This is a genomic window from Synechococcus sp. BIOS-U3-1 (genome assembly GCF_014279975.1).
Lineage (GTDB): Bacteria > Cyanobacteriota > Cyanobacteriia > PCC-6307 > Cyanobiaceae > Synechococcus_C.
Genome location: NZ_CP047936.1, coordinates 2,387,697 through 2,401,185, shown reverse-complemented (window position 1 = coordinate 2,401,185; position 13,489 = coordinate 2,387,697). Strand labels below are relative to the sequence as shown.

At 57.0% G+C, this 13,489-nt stretch carries 10 protein-coding genes; 5 read left to right on the top strand and 5 right to left on the bottom strand.

What is annotated here, in order from left to right:
- Positions 1 to 4 precede the first annotated feature (4 nt).
- The 4 genes from SynBIOSU31_RS13095 to SynBIOSU31_RS13080 form a co-directional block, all read right to left on the bottom strand.
- On the bottom strand, positions 5 to 1,456 hold the full coding sequence (locus tag SynBIOSU31_RS13095; protein WP_186490694.1) for a DUF2079 domain-containing protein: 1,452 nt from the start codon (positions 1,454 to 1,456) through the stop codon (positions 5 to 7).
- Positions 1,431 to 2,828 (bottom strand): ArnT family glycosyltransferase, encoded by a 1,398-nt coding sequence (locus SynBIOSU31_RS13090; protein WP_255477253.1) that lies wholly within the window; start codon positions 2,826 to 2,828, stop codon positions 1,431 to 1,433. The genes SynBIOSU31_RS13095 and SynBIOSU31_RS13090 overlap by 26 nt, the downstream gene beginning before the upstream one ends.
- A gap of 162 nt (positions 2,829 to 2,990) precedes the next feature.
- Positions 2,991 to 4,112 carry a glycosyltransferase gene (locus SynBIOSU31_RS13085; RefSeq protein ID WP_255477252.1) on the bottom strand — a complete coding sequence of 374 codons (1,122 nt, stop codon included), beginning with the start codon at positions 4,110 to 4,112 and terminating at the stop codon, positions 2,991 to 2,993.
- 4 nt (positions 4,113 to 4,116) lie between these two features.
- A complete protein-coding gene (locus SynBIOSU31_RS13080; RefSeq protein WP_186490692.1) occupies positions 4,117 to 5,694 on the bottom strand; it encodes an ArnT family glycosyltransferase in 1,578 nt (525 codons plus the stop codon).
- A gap of 509 nt (positions 5,695 to 6,203) precedes the next feature.
- On the opposite strand from SynBIOSU31_RS13080, the gene SynBIOSU31_RS13075 reads away from it, so the two are divergent.
- The 4 genes from SynBIOSU31_RS13075 to SynBIOSU31_RS13060 all read left to right on the top strand — a co-directional run bounded on the left by SynBIOSU31_RS13075 (position 6,204) and on the right by SynBIOSU31_RS13060 (position 11,931).
- Positions 6,204 to 7,934: an iron uptake porin gene (locus SynBIOSU31_RS13075; protein ID WP_186490690.1), complete on the top strand. Its 1,731-nt coding sequence runs from the start codon at positions 6,204 to 6,206 to the stop codon at positions 7,932 to 7,934.
- A 210-nt stretch (positions 7,935 to 8,144) separates the two neighbouring features.
- Positions 8,145 to 9,113 carry a cysteine synthase A gene (cysK, locus tag SynBIOSU31_RS13070; protein ID WP_186490688.1) on the top strand — a complete coding sequence of 323 codons (969 nt, stop codon included), beginning with the start codon at positions 8,145 to 8,147 and terminating at the stop codon, positions 9,111 to 9,113.
- The gene (locus SynBIOSU31_RS13065) at positions 9,110 to 9,838 is read left to right on the top strand and encodes a J domain-containing protein (protein WP_186490686.1); all 729 of its coding nucleotides are present in this window, start codon (positions 9,110 to 9,112) and stop codon (positions 9,836 to 9,838) included. Before cysK ends, SynBIOSU31_RS13065 begins: the two co-directional genes overlap by 4 nt.
- Complete coding sequence (locus SynBIOSU31_RS13060; protein WP_186490684.1) at positions 9,838 to 11,931, top strand: phospholipid carrier-dependent glycosyltransferase; 2,094 nt, start codon at positions 9,838 to 9,840, stop codon at positions 11,929 to 11,931. The genes SynBIOSU31_RS13065 and SynBIOSU31_RS13060 overlap by 1 nt, the downstream gene beginning before the upstream one ends.
- On the opposite strand, the gene ndhO is transcribed toward SynBIOSU31_RS13060, so the two are convergent.
- A complete protein-coding gene (gene ndhO / locus SynBIOSU31_RS13055) occupies positions 11,910 to 12,167 on the bottom strand; it encodes an NAD(P)H-quinone oxidoreductase subunit O (protein ID WP_186490682.1) in 258 nt (85 codons plus the stop codon). The genes SynBIOSU31_RS13060 and ndhO overlap by 22 nt on opposite strands.
- A 37-nt stretch (positions 12,168 to 12,204) precedes the next feature.
- Here ndhO and SynBIOSU31_RS13050 point away from each other — a divergent pair, with 37 nt between their 5' ends.
- On the top strand, positions 12,205 to 13,482 hold the full coding sequence (locus SynBIOSU31_RS13050; protein WP_255477251.1) for a cation:proton antiporter domain-containing protein: 1,278 nt from the start codon (positions 12,205 to 12,207) through the stop codon (positions 13,480 to 13,482).
- Positions 13,483 to 13,489 lie beyond the last annotated feature (7 nt).

The window sequence follows — 13,489 nt, the reverse complement described above, 5'->3', positions numbered from 1 at the left end:
GAGCTCATTGAATCGGGCTCCTATCGGTTGGTGTATTGCCAGCTGGGAGTCGTCGTTCTTCAGCATCAGGATCTCGGCACAGAGACCAACCAGAAGCCCACTGGTGGCAAACCCAACTCTTGTCTCTCGCTTGGCTGAGAAGTTGTTTTTGCAACTTGCTGGTTGAACCCCAACCAGGATCGTTTGGATTGAGCAGAAGCAAAGTCCAGCCCATGGTGGTGAGATCTTTGTTGAATGCTTTTTTGGGGAAAGCCACGGCAGTCCTATGACTTAATTGCGGTACTAGATAACTGGTTGTGATCACGGCGTCATTCGGCTTCACCATTGCGATGGCTTCTCTGACATCGGTGAGTTGGGGCAGTCGTTGCAGATAGGGTCCTGTGAAAAACCAGGGTTTCGCCAAGGCAAGCCAGCAGGCCACAGCCCAGCAAAGGGTCCAGGGGAAGACTGAACGAAGGCGGTGTTGATGGCACAGGCCATCAATGGATCCCACCACAGCCAGTACGGCTAGAGGCAGGCTGTAGTGATGCACCAGCGTGCGATAGGTGCTTGAAGCCGAGAGCAAGTTGACCAGGACCAAAGGGAGTCCGATCAGCAGTGTGGATAGGGATGCCCGTCGCCATAGCCAGATGCATGGCAAGCAAAGCAAGACGAGGTATTCGATCCCTCCTGCCCAATCGAGGCTCTTCAAAATCAACAGTGGGTCTGCGCTCAAATGCCCGAACATTTGAGCAGCGGCTTTTGGCCCCTCTCCGTTGCGTAACAGCGGATAGAGCCAGCGGCTAAGCATCAACAGCCATCCCAGGCTGAGACTCCCAGCCACAAGACTCCATCGCCACCGGCGTCGCAAGGCCAGATTGAGGGCCATCCCTGCTGTGATCAACACCAGGCCATCCCTGCAGCCAAGCATCAGCACCAGCAGTAGGAACCAAAGGCGCGGGCGTTGAGCTCTTTCGGCCCAAAGCGCCATTGCAAAAGCAGGCATCGCCCAGGTTTCTGGATGAAAGTCGAAAAGTACGACGTTGAAAACTACTGGTTGCAGCCACCACAGGCCACAGATCAACCAGCACTGCCGCCAACTCAATTCAGCTTGACGAGACAACCACCAGATTGGAATTGCTGTGCAGCTCAGGGCCAGTGCCTGACTTGCAAGGAGCCACTGCACGCTGGGTAGCAGTTGGTAGGCCCAACCAGCGGCGTACAGCATCCAGGCGCCGTGATCAGCGAGCACATGCACCTGTTCCATGGAAGAGATCGGGTTTGCTCCAGTCCCGATCAGCCAGGCCCACTGGTCGAACAGACCAAGGTCATAGGCATTGCTTTGGAGTAAACCGTGGCGGATGGCCGAGGTGCACCAGAAGATCAGCCCAATCCCCCCGCTTAGTACGATTAGCAGCGGTGGAGTGCTCCCCACCTGAGATCGATTGCTTCTAGTCCGGGTTTGAAGGCCGTTCATCGATGGGAATCAGATAGGTCTGGCTGCGCTTGTCCACCCAGGCTCCGGGGCTGGATGCGGCCAGCTCGCGCAACATGTCTTGTTGGTTTTCCGGCATGGGTTGATAGGTGGTGTCCCAGATGAAGCTGCCGGCCAGATGGGTGGCCCCTGCATCTCGTAATTGCTTGATGCGTTCGGAGCTCAATTGTTCACTGGTAATCAGCCATCCCTGGCTCCGAGCCAGATTCAGCAAGGTTGGATCGGTGCTTGTCACGCTGACTAATCGTGAATCGGCAGGTAGATCACGGCGTATGGTCAAGGCGAGGGGCATCCAGGCTCTGCTCTGGCGTTGCTCGACAGCCCAATAATCCACCGACAGTACGGTCAGGCTCACGACAAGACCAAGGCAGAGCAGCGCTCGTGATTGCCAGCGTGCACCATGCTGTTGAAAAATTTGCCATCCCAGTCCGATTAGGGGTGAAGTGAACAACAGAACCGGCAGCTGGTAATACTCATGAATGGTGCTTGCTCGCATGGTGGCGATCGTGCACAACAGCATTCCCGCCAGGCCGCCAAGGGCAATTTGTCCTCCCCCCGTTTTCCAACTGCGGTGGATTCCCAGGATCAGCAAAGGAATCCAAACCACAACAAGCAGTCGCAGTGCGACTCGCAGTGTGAGGTTCAGCCAGCTGTTTCCATCCAAAACAAGGCTAAGGGCACCGCGGTCGGTGCCAGCACCCCAGAAGCCGAAGCTCAAGCCACTGCTTGCTCCAAGTTGGTAGGCGTGTAAGTACCAACCAGCAACGACTGCGACTGATGTTCCTGAATAAATCCAGAATCCTGGATTTCGCAGTAGGTCCAGACACCTTTGAGCCAGTTTTCGTCGCGATTCAGACTGGGTTTGTCGTGACTGTGTGACCTCTACCAGCAGCAATGGAAGCCCAAGCCAAAGCAACGGTATGACTTTGAGCAAAGCAGCTGTTGTGAAAAACACCCAGCTTAAAATCAGCGCCCATTTTGATTTTTGACTGCGCCACAAGCTATGGCTTTCGAGTGCAGCAGCGGCACAGAACAGAAGAAGTGCCTCTGCTTGAAAGCTACGTCCGTAGTACACCCCGAGTGGGGCGACAGCCATTGCGATCCCTCCCCACCAGCCAGCGATTGGATTGAACCAACGCCTGCCAAGGCGAATGACAAGCCATATGGTGAGCCCGCTGAAAATCACGGACAAACTTCGCCCGAGCCACTCGTGAAGACCGAAGAGTAGATAAAGCTGGCTGGTTAGGAATGGGAACAGCGGGAATTCTGATTCAACAAAACCTGCTGATGCTCCTCCCCAGTCAATCTGTGGCAGCCAAATCGGAGTATTTGATAAATAAAAGTTTCTTGCCATCGCGGCTGTGTCTGCTTGCCGCCAGCTATGAATTCCAACTATCGGCATCCACAATTGAATGGAACGAAGAAAGATGCCCAGTAAAACTGGAATCCAAATTCCTGCAGACTGTGAAGTTTGTTTTTGGCTAATAAGAGCTTTTGATGGCATGGAAGATTCGGTTTAAGGGGTATTCCATACAAATCGAGATGATGCGGCGTAGTTCCAGATGTAAACAACGATGATTCCTGCGAGCTGCGCAAAAACAGCATTGGCTTGGATCAATGTATAAAATCCCGTTGCTAAGCCAATATTTGCCAGCGAAGGAAGAGATGCGACGAGTAAGAATTTCAGAAGACCTTGTAAAAGCTTTAGTCCATGCTGGCGCCGGTCCCTAAATGTTAAAATGTTGTTGACTAGATAGTTAGAGCTAGCAGCAGTGACTACCGCCAGAGGTATTGCTTGCTGAAAGCTAAGCCCAAAGGTCATGAGCAAAGAAGTCATGATCAGTTGCACCGCAACTCCAGAAGTTCCTACGAGTCCAAAGCTGATTGCTCTTCTTGGGAGGATGTGGAATGAGGCGGCGTGGAGAAGGGAAACTATGAAATCCCAGAGAATGGCATAGTCCAATTTTGAATCACCGTGAAGTCGCGGCTGAAAGCGAAGTGGGATCTCGGTGGTTTTTAGTTTTCCTTTGCTGATTGCTAAAAGCTCATAGAGAAATTTGAATCCGTTCACATCTACCTTCCGTACGAGGTGCAGGCAGCTGTTGAGCTCCAAGGCCATAAAGCCACTCATGTAGTCAGTGAGTTGGTTGTAGTTTTGATGGAGGCTCCACCGTGCTAACCGGTTCGCCACCGTGGAACCGTTTGTGCGTCGGTTGCTGAGGCCTCGGATTTCAGAGTTAACAAGAAAGCGGCTGCCAATCACAAGTTCAGCGCCTGCATGCAGCTGTCGAACGGCTGCCATGACGGAGGACGGTTCATGTTGTCCGTCACTGTCCATGGCAATGGCAAACGGATAAATGGCAGCAATGAGCCCTTCCTTAATGGCGCTTGCCAGGCCAGAACGCCCCACGCGTTGAATTAGCTTGATTCGTGAATCCTGCCTCGCCAGTTTTCGAACAAGATCTGCCGTTCCATCTTGGGAATCATCGTCAACAATTAAAATTTCAATTTGATATTGATTGGTGAGTTCGAGAAGTGAGGACACCATTGTCTCGATGGACCCAGCCTCATTAAATGTCGGCAGAATGATCGATAAGCCTTGAGTCTCGTTATTGTCTGAATCAATTGTGAAGGACACGTCTTTAATCTTCTGAAAGCATGTTATCGCAATCGCTCAAAGCCCACTTTTGGTGCCTGGCCACGACTTCACAATGATCTTGCTGGTTGTCGCTCAGCCGCAGCCCCTTGTTTGAACCATTGCGGGGAATTCTCTGCTCCGCGTACCAATTCAGGCTGGGTCTTTCGTCGTGCCCAACGATCGTGATCGGCTGTCCACGCCCCTGTCTTGTCAGCTCAGCAATCGGTTGAACGGGCCATGTTTCATTGAGTTCCCAGTGCCAGATCGGTGAGCTGAAGATCAGGGCAAGAGCCCCCAAGTTTCCGCACACAAGGCTTAAGGCGCCCAGTCGTCTTTGCCCAATGCTTTTAGTCATCAGGAAGCACCCACCGGCGCTCCAGCCCAATCCGAGAGCTGCGGCCGGCCCCTGATAGGCGCTGAACGCTGATCCGAGCGGGGTGATGGAGACTCCAAGAAGGATTAGCAGAATGAGGCCGATCAGAGCCCAGAACCGTGGGACCTGGCTCAGCAGACCTCGCATCAGTAGAGGCGTTTCCGGAGAGGCCTTCCGGTCCACGATCCAGGCCAACAGCGGAGCGCAGAGCAGGGCAACCGGGAGCCAGAGAGGGTGGCTGTACCAGGGCAGCTGAGTGCGTAGAGGCAGGATCGATGAACTCAGAACGACCAGAAGGCTCAGGCACCATCGTCCCCAGCGCGTGGTTTTGAGCTGCCAGGCCCAGAGCAGCGCAATTGGAAAGAGAGCGAGCCATGGCCAGCCTCCTTCCAGCATTTCGATCAACGGCACTCGCCAACCCAGGTCACTTCCCTCGCCGGCGTCCAGAAGAACGCGTCCTGCGCCATCACCCGCCCAGAGCCACAGTGCAGACTGGCCGCGAACCAGGGCATGCCATCCATGCCATGCAAGACCTGGTAGCAACCCCACTGCAATGCCAAAGCATGCTTGTGGCAGTTGCCAAGTCCTCCATTCCTTCCCCCAGACAATGGCCACAGCTCCTGCGGCGGCGGCGGGTACCAGTAAGGGGGCTTTCAGCAGCAGCATCCCGCTTGCGGCCAATCCAGTCAGCAGGCCTGCTCGACGCGGTTGATGCGTCGAGGTCAGTTGCATCAGTCCCAGCCAAAGCACCGCCATGACGGTGAGCTGAGTGCCGTCGAGCATGGCCATTCGTCCATGGCGAGCGACCGGCAGAAGCGTCATCAAAATGGCGCTCGTGCAAATGGTGCTTGATCGCTCTCCAGGTCGAAGCGTCCACTGCAGTAGTCCGCCCAGCGGTATAACGAGCGTGGACAGCAGTGCTGGCGCTATTCGGATCGTCCATTCATCAGGCAGTCCTGAAGATGGGTTGATGCCGATCATCGTTGAGATAATCAGATGCAGTCCTGGCGCTTTATTGAGATAGGGATCCCCCCAGAGAGTTGGCAAAAGAGGAGCTTCCCCTTGCCCTTGGTGAAGTTCGAGCGCCACTCTCGCCACGGTGGCTTCATCAAAGTCCCTCAAGGGCACATCGCCCAGGCCGATAACGGAAAGAACTGCTGCGCCAATCCACAGAGCGAACAGGATCCGCCAGGGAAGCTTGGATGGCATGGGGGTGGGACCCACGGCTACTCCACAAGGCCGATAAATCTGAGTATGGTCCTGAAGTACAGGATGCAGTGACGTGATCTTGGGTTTCGCTTTTCGGAGCGACGCTTGATTTCGAATGCGTCGCCGGCGTTCACAATCCTTCAGGAGGAGGTGTCCATGAGTTCCAGTTCTTTAATTCAGGGTCTGCTGATCGCGGAGAATGCCGGCTGACGGCCTCTTCCTTTGAGTGATCAATCGGTTCCGCGCCAGAGCGGACCCGGCGAGAGCCCCCGATCGGTTTCCGGTCGGGGGCATCGTTTTGAAGCAGTTTTATCGTTTGCGCCATTGCCGGGATGGGCGCATGGTCAACAAGTTTGGTTGCCGTTCTTACACAAATTGCTGAATTTAGTGTTGATCGATACACGTCAGGCGCTTCGCTGTCACAGCGCGTAGCTCGTTGGCCTGCCGAATCAGCCACGTTACATGTGGCGTTTTATACAAGCGCCGGTTCTGTGTGAGGACCCATCCCCATGAAATTGTTCAAGCAACTGCTGGTTGCTCCTGCTGCTCTGGGCCTACTGGCTCCGATGGCTGCTGGCGCGACTGAAGTCAATGTTGCCGGTGTTTCCGACTACGCCTCCGTGTCTCATGGCACGGCTGCTGTGGATCAGGTCACCAGCATCACCCAATTCTCAGACGTCTACCCGACCGACTGGGCTTATCAGGCACTCAGCAACCTGATCGAGCGCTACGGCTGTGTTGCTGGTTATCCCAACGGCACCTACCGCGGCAACCGTGCGATGACCCGCTTTGAAGCGGCTGCACTGTTGAACGCCTGTCTCGACCGCGTCACTGAAGTGACCGACGAGCTCAAGCGTCTGATGAAAGAGTTCGAAAAGGAACTCGCGATCGTGAAGGGCCGCGTTGACGGTCTGGAAGCTCGCGTTGGCGAACTGGAAGCAACCCAGTTCTCCACCACCACCAAGATGAAGGGGAACACCACCTTCGTGATCGGCGCCAACAGCTACGGCGGTGACGCCAAGGTTCGCGGTCAGTTCGGACGTGACGACGATTTGGATGTCAGAGACGCCGACGGCAAGGTTGTTGAGCGTTTAAATCCCCGAAATATGGCGGACCTGGCCAACGCCAATCTCGGTGCGGTCACCTTCAACTACGACATCAAGATCGATTTTGATACCAGTTTCACTGGCAAGGATCTGCTGCGCACGCGTCTGAGGGCAGGCAACTTCGACACGAGTGCCTTCGGATTCGGAGCTTCGACAGGCATTCCAACTCCTTTCGGTGGGACCTACTCGACGGCATCAGGCCTGGAAGTGGCGTTTGAGGAGGGTGATGGCCTCAACATCGACCGCATCTTCTACCAGTTCCCTCTGGGTAGCTCTTTCACCGTCACAGCAGGCGGCAAGGTTCGTCAGGACGACATGCTCGCCGTCTGGCCGAGTGCGTACCCCTCAGACACCATCCTTGATTACTTCACCTATGCAGGTGCTCCCGGTGCCTACAGCTTGAATCTCGGTTCTGGTGCTGGCGTCTGGTGGAGCAACGACGGTTTCAGCATCAGTGCCAACTACGTGTCCACAAACGGCTCTGAGGGCAATCCCAAAAAGGGAGGCATCGCCACCGACGGTGCGTCCGGAACGGGCACAGTTCAACTGGCGTATGCCGATTCCAGCTGGGGTATCGCCGCGGCATACACCTACAGCTCCAAGAACTGGGGAACCGTCTATGAGTCAACGGCGACTCCTTTGGCGACCTATGTCGGCTTGCTTGGCAACAGCAACAATGTCGGACTGAGCGCCTGGTGGCAGCCTGAAGATTCGGGCTTCATTCCCTCCATTAGCACCGGCTGGGGCCTCAGCTCCACGACCGGTTCTACCGATAGCGGACTATTCGGATACGACTTTGATTCCGCTACCTCGCAGTCCTGGTATGTGGGTCTGCAGTGGAGCGATGTCTTCCTGAAAGGCAACAACGCCGGCATGGCTGTTGGTCAGCAGGCGTTCGTGACCGGAATTGATCTCTCCGGCAACAACGTTCTAGGAATCTCTTCTTCCGATGCTGAAGAACAACTGGCGCGCGATGGTCAGTACGCCTGGGAATTCTGGTATCAGTTCCAGGTCACCGACAACATCTCTGTGACTCCAGCCCTCTTCTATCTGAGCCGCCCCCTGGGCTCAGCCACCCAGAATGAGAGCTTCAATCAGTTCGGTGGTCTGGTGAAGACCTCCTTCCGCTTCTGATCCGAGCTCAGCAGCTCCCAGTTTCAGCAAAGCCCCCTGAATCAGGGGGCTTTTTTTTAAGTCCTGGCTTGTCAGATGTGCTGCATCCTTGAGACCCATCACACATCAATCCCTTCATTGGAGGGGTGCCGCCGACTGTGATGCAGGTCCGTGAAGTTTGCTCCGATGGTTGGATGGATTTGTTGTCGCAGCACCAGTCACCCGACCCACATGCCGATCGCTCCTGACATCACAGCGTTGGTGGGTCGTACGCCTTTGGTGCGGCTCAATCGTCTTCCTCAGGCCTTCGGTTGCCAGGCCGAGATCATTGCCAAGCTCGAGAGTTTTAATCCCACAGCCTCGGTGAAAGACCGCATCGCTGGGGCGATGGTGGAAGCCGCAGAGCAGAACGGCACAATCGTGGCTGGCAGCACTGTCTTGGTGGAACCCACCAGCGGCAACACTGGCATCGCTCTGGCGATGGTTGCTGCAGCGCGAGGTTATCGGCTCATTCTCACAATGCCCGACACGATGAGCACGGAGCGCAGATCCATGCTGCGTGCCTATGGCGCGGAATTGCAGCTCACCCCAGGGAATGAAGGAATGCAAGGCGCGATCGCTCTCGCCAGGGAGCTGGTGCAAGAGATTCCAGGTGCCTATCTGCTGCAGCAGTTCGATAACCCTGCCAATCCCTCCGTTCATGCAGTGTCTACTGCAAAGGAAATCTGGCAGGACACCGAAGGACGACTGGATGCCCTGGTGGCCGGGGTGGGAACGGGAGGAACCATCACTGGTTGTGCCCGCGTGCTGCGAGGACTGCAGAAGGATCTTCAAGTGATTGCGGTGGAGCCTGCTGCCAGTCCGGTGCTGTCGGGTGGAGAGGCGGGTCCGCACCGTATTCAAGGCATCGGTGCCGGTTTTGTTCCTCCGGTGCTGGAGCAGGAACTCATTGATGAGGTCATCGCCGTGACCGATGAAGAGGCGATGGAATTGGGCCGGCGTCTCGCGAGGGAAGAAGGATTGCTCTGCGGAGTGAGCAGCGGAGCGGCCGTTGCAGCAGCGTTGAAGCTGGGACAGCGTCCAGCGATGGCCGGTCGCCGAATCGTGGTGATTCTTGCCAGCTTCGGTGAGCGATATCTCTCCACGCCGATGTTCAGTGCTGCTGCCGTTCTGCCGGCGCGTCGGGATGGTCAGCTTTGAGCTCTGCGTTCTCCAATCGTTCGGATCACCACCAGGATCCCTATGCAGTTCTTGAGGTGACATCGAGCGCCACCCAGGCTGAGCTCAAAGCTGCCTATCGCCGCCTGGTGAAGCAGCACCATCCCGATGCAGGAGGCGATGACGAGCGAATCCTGGCGCTCAACGCCGCCTGGGAGCAAATCGGGGATCCCGAGACCAGGCGCAGCTTTGATCGCGAGTTCGGATATTCAGAGTCAGCCCGTGATGAGGCTCGGGCCCGCGGTGCCCGCAACGCCCGAGCCAGTCAGGCGGCACGACGTGCAGCAGGCCAGGGAGCCAGCGAAGACCAGGCACTGGCCACTTGGCTTCAGAAGGTCTATGCCCCGATCGACCGTCTGCTCGGTCAGGTGATTAATCCTTTTTCTGCAGAACTGAAAGCTCTTTCGGCTGATCCTTATGACGATGATCTGATGGACGCGTTTTGCACCTATCTGGAACAGAGTCGAAACCGCTTGGACAAGGTCAAGAACCTGTTTCAATCGTTGCCGACTCCGCCATCAGCTCGTGGCTTTGGCTTAAGCCTTTATCACTGCCTCTCTCAGGTGGAGGATGCCGTGGCGGAGCTGGAGCGTTACACGATGGGTTACGTCGACAGCTATCTCCATGACGGTCGGGAGATGCTGCGGGAGGCTCGTCAACGGCGCCAGCGTCTTCAGCAGGAACGGCGCAGGCTGGAGATTGGTTGATGGGTGCTGGGCCGTTCCGTCTTTGGCTGATCCTGATCTGGGTGGTGTCCACCGTTGCTGATCGTCTGTGGTGGGGCCACCACGCTGGCTTGCCGTCTTGGGATCAGGCGGATTACCTCAACAGCGCGCTTGACCATGGTCGGGCTCTCGGAGTCATGGCCGGAGGCGGTTGGCAAGGGTGGAATGCGCTTTTGGACCTCTCGCCCAAGATCCCGCCTTTGGCGTCCTTGGTGAACGGCACGGTGATGGCCGTGGCTGGCGATGCTCCTTCTCAGGCCGCGTGGACGCTGAGCCTCTGGAATGCGCTACTGCTGTTCTCCAGTGCCGGTTGGGCACTCCAGCTCCTGCGCTCGAGAGGGTCAGCCAGGGGATTCGCCTTGCTGGCAACTGCGGCGGTTGCTCTGGCACCGATGTTGTTGGAACTCAGGACTGACTACGTACTGGAACTGCCCTTGACCGCTTTAGTCACGTTGGCGCTTTGGCGGTTGGGAGCCTGGTGGAGTCCACGCGGTGGAGGTCACTGGTGGCAGGCTCTGCTCGCAGCTTTCGCTGTGGCGTTGTCACTGCTTGTGAAACAGAGCGCTCTTCTGGTGTTGCTGCCTGCGCTGGGCTGGTCGCTCATTGCAGCCCAGCGCATTGGGCGAGGCCGGCGACTGCAGGCGCTGGTGGGATTGATCTTGGTTTTGGTTTCAGTGTTCCCCTGGCTTCGGCACAACTGGATCACGACCCTTGGGGGCACGAATCGGGCCGTGATTGAGTCCGCAGCGATCGAGGGAGATCCTGGCGTTTTCAGCGTGGAGGGTTGGTTGTGGTATTTGCGTCACTTACCTGAGCAAATTGGTCTAGTCATGCTCTGCATTGGGATTGCCGGGCTGTTGTTGCTCTTGATGCGCTTCTGGGCTGAAAGCGAAGCGAACTCCAATGCGCTCGATTGCAAGGCAGCTTGGCGTTGGTTGGTAGGCACCCTTTTGCTGGGTTGGGTTTTTACAAATTTCAGTCCAAACAAGGACTCTCGTTACATCGCCCCTTTGTTACCCCCGTTGCTGTTATTGCTCAGCCGAGGCTGGTGGCAATGGGGGCTATGGATCCGTCAACGCTGGCCCGCCCGATCAGCCTGGCTGCCAGGATTGGCTCTCACGGCGGGAGCACTGGTCGCGGTTGCACCGGCTTGGACTGCCCAGTCCGCACGTCTGAGACCGCGCAATCGTTTTCCGCTTCAAGCGATCGTTGAGAGAGCAGGTGGCGCTGATCCTGTCGCTGAGCCAACCACGTTGATCGTTGTTCCCAGCACCCCGGATCTCAATCAGCATAATGTGAGTTTTTACGGCCGCCGTAACGGGGGCCGCTTGGTGGGTCGCCAGCTCGGCGGCAGCACTGATCACATCCGGCCTGTTTTGGACCATGCCCACTGGGTCTTGCTTGCTGAAGGTGACCAGGGGTCGGTCCGTAAATCTGCCAGTTTCGTCGATCAGGCCGTGCGTGAAAGCGGGGTCTTTAAGGAGGTGGAGGTGTTTCCTCGTCCAGAGGGAGGCAGTTACTCCCTCTGGACGCGACGGATCGATGCAGAGTCTCCCGTTGGTTTCGAACAGCGGTTTCCCCCGCTTGCGGCAGGACTGGCGAAAGGGCCTGCAGGTCTTGATCCTGTCTTCAGCAGCGTGGCGATCGAGCACATGATTGACGGCCATTTCAGCTATCGAGAACCGCTGCGGCGCGCGGCTCTTGAACGCCTTCAGCAGGATCCATCCGATGACTCTGCTCGCTGGACGCTGGCTCTGCTGGCTGTCCTGACCAATCGGCCTATGGAGGCCGCTCACCACTTTGAGCTCCTGGAGAACTCCCATCCTGAAACTCCCTGGCCCAGCGCTTATCGCAGTGTGGTGTTGCTTGCAGGCTGGAATCCTTGGTCTGCTGCCTCTGTGGCTTCCGTTGCAGTCGCCCGGCATGGGCAGCATCCCATTCTTGTGAGCCTTGAATCGCTTTCAGCAGTTCTTGGTGGCGCCATTTGGAGACTTCCTGAGGCTATTCAGTCGGTTCCCGATGCGGTCACCAGTGTTGAGAAGTCGCTCAATCCTCAGGCGAACGGTTCCAGCTGATCGATGCGCAACCAAACATCTGGGACCGGCCGCCGCCAACGCACCTGTCCGTAATCGCCCTTCACCACCAACAGTTCGCCCGGACCATCAAAGATGTACGCCGGTGGATAAGGATCGCTAGCTCCGGCTTCCACGCTGCCGGCATAGGCCTTTCGGTTGACCCGCACCAACGCTCCCTTCTTCAGGGGCGCGGGGGGCTTGGCAGCTGGTGCAGGGCTCGACTCTGTCTCTGCCATTACGGGTCGTTATTCGCCGGTCAGGCTAGAACCCTTCATGACCACTTCTGCAGTCGGTTTGGACAACGGTCTCTCGCTTTATCTGGTTGCATTCGGTGGGTTGCTGCTGGTTGCAGTCCTGCTGGATGACCTGGCGGCCAGGGTCAGGATTCCTGGAATCCTCATGGTGCTGCTGCTCGGTCTGCTGATTGAAAATCACGTGGATGTTTCCGCCAGCCGTGCAATCACACTGCTGAGTGTTGACCAGGCCAAGCAGATCACCGAAGCAGCACTCGTGCTGGTGCTGTTTTTCGGAGGTCTCACGACGAACTGGCAGCAGGTGCGTGGTGTGATTCGCCCGGCGGCTCGTTTGGCCACCATCGGAGTCTTGATGACCGCAGCGCTGATCACTCTGGTGGTCTGCGGCTTTGGTCTGGCGCAAGGAACAGACTCGGTCTCCGTTCTTCTCCCTCGCAGTCTTTTCGTTGGGGCCATGGTCGCGAGCACCGATGCTTCGGCTGTTCTGGCTCTGTTGCGTCCGCTTCAGGGCCGTCTGCCGAAGCCGCTCACGGATCTGATCGAGTGCGAGTCGGGCTTTAACGATCCCATTGCCGTCGTTCTTGCCGGACTGGCTCTGGCACTGGCCGGTGGCGAGGGGGTCGGCGCTGGCTTGTTGGTCACGGATCTGACGCGTCAGTTCCTGCTCGGGATTCTGATCGGTTTCCTCGGCGGCAGTCTCACGGTGCAGTTGCTGGGAACACGCCTGGGGCTGAACCAGACGTCGATGTTGCCTGTGGTTAGCCTCGCCTTACTGATGGTGCTGAGCGGTGGCACTTCATTGCTGGGTGGCAGTCCACTGCTCGCGGCCTATGTGGCCGGGCTGGTCCTTGGAAACAGTGCCGACCTTGACCAAAACGGCTTAGAGGAAGCCCATTCCAGCTACGCAAAAATGGCGGAGCTCCTGCTGTTTCTCTGCATGGGGCTGGTGGTGAATCCTCAGGATGTGGTGCATGCCGCCGGTCTCGCTTTCGTGCTGTTTTTGGTGATGCAGCTCGTGCGTTTGCTGATGGTGCAGATCCTTCTGTGGCGCACCCCCTTCAGCCATAGCGAAAGAATCTTTGTGTGCTGGGCAGGTTTGCGTGGCGCGGTGCCCATCGCAATGGCCATCAAGGCCTGGTCCACGCCAGGTGTGAGCTGGGGTGTTTCCATGCCTTCTCTTGCTCTGGCCGTGGTGCTTTTTGGCCTCTTCATCCAGGGCTTTGCCCTAGTGCCCTTGGCTCGCAAGATGAATCTCACCCTGCCAGTTGAAGACACTGATCCCTCGATCGCTTCCTAACCTTGAA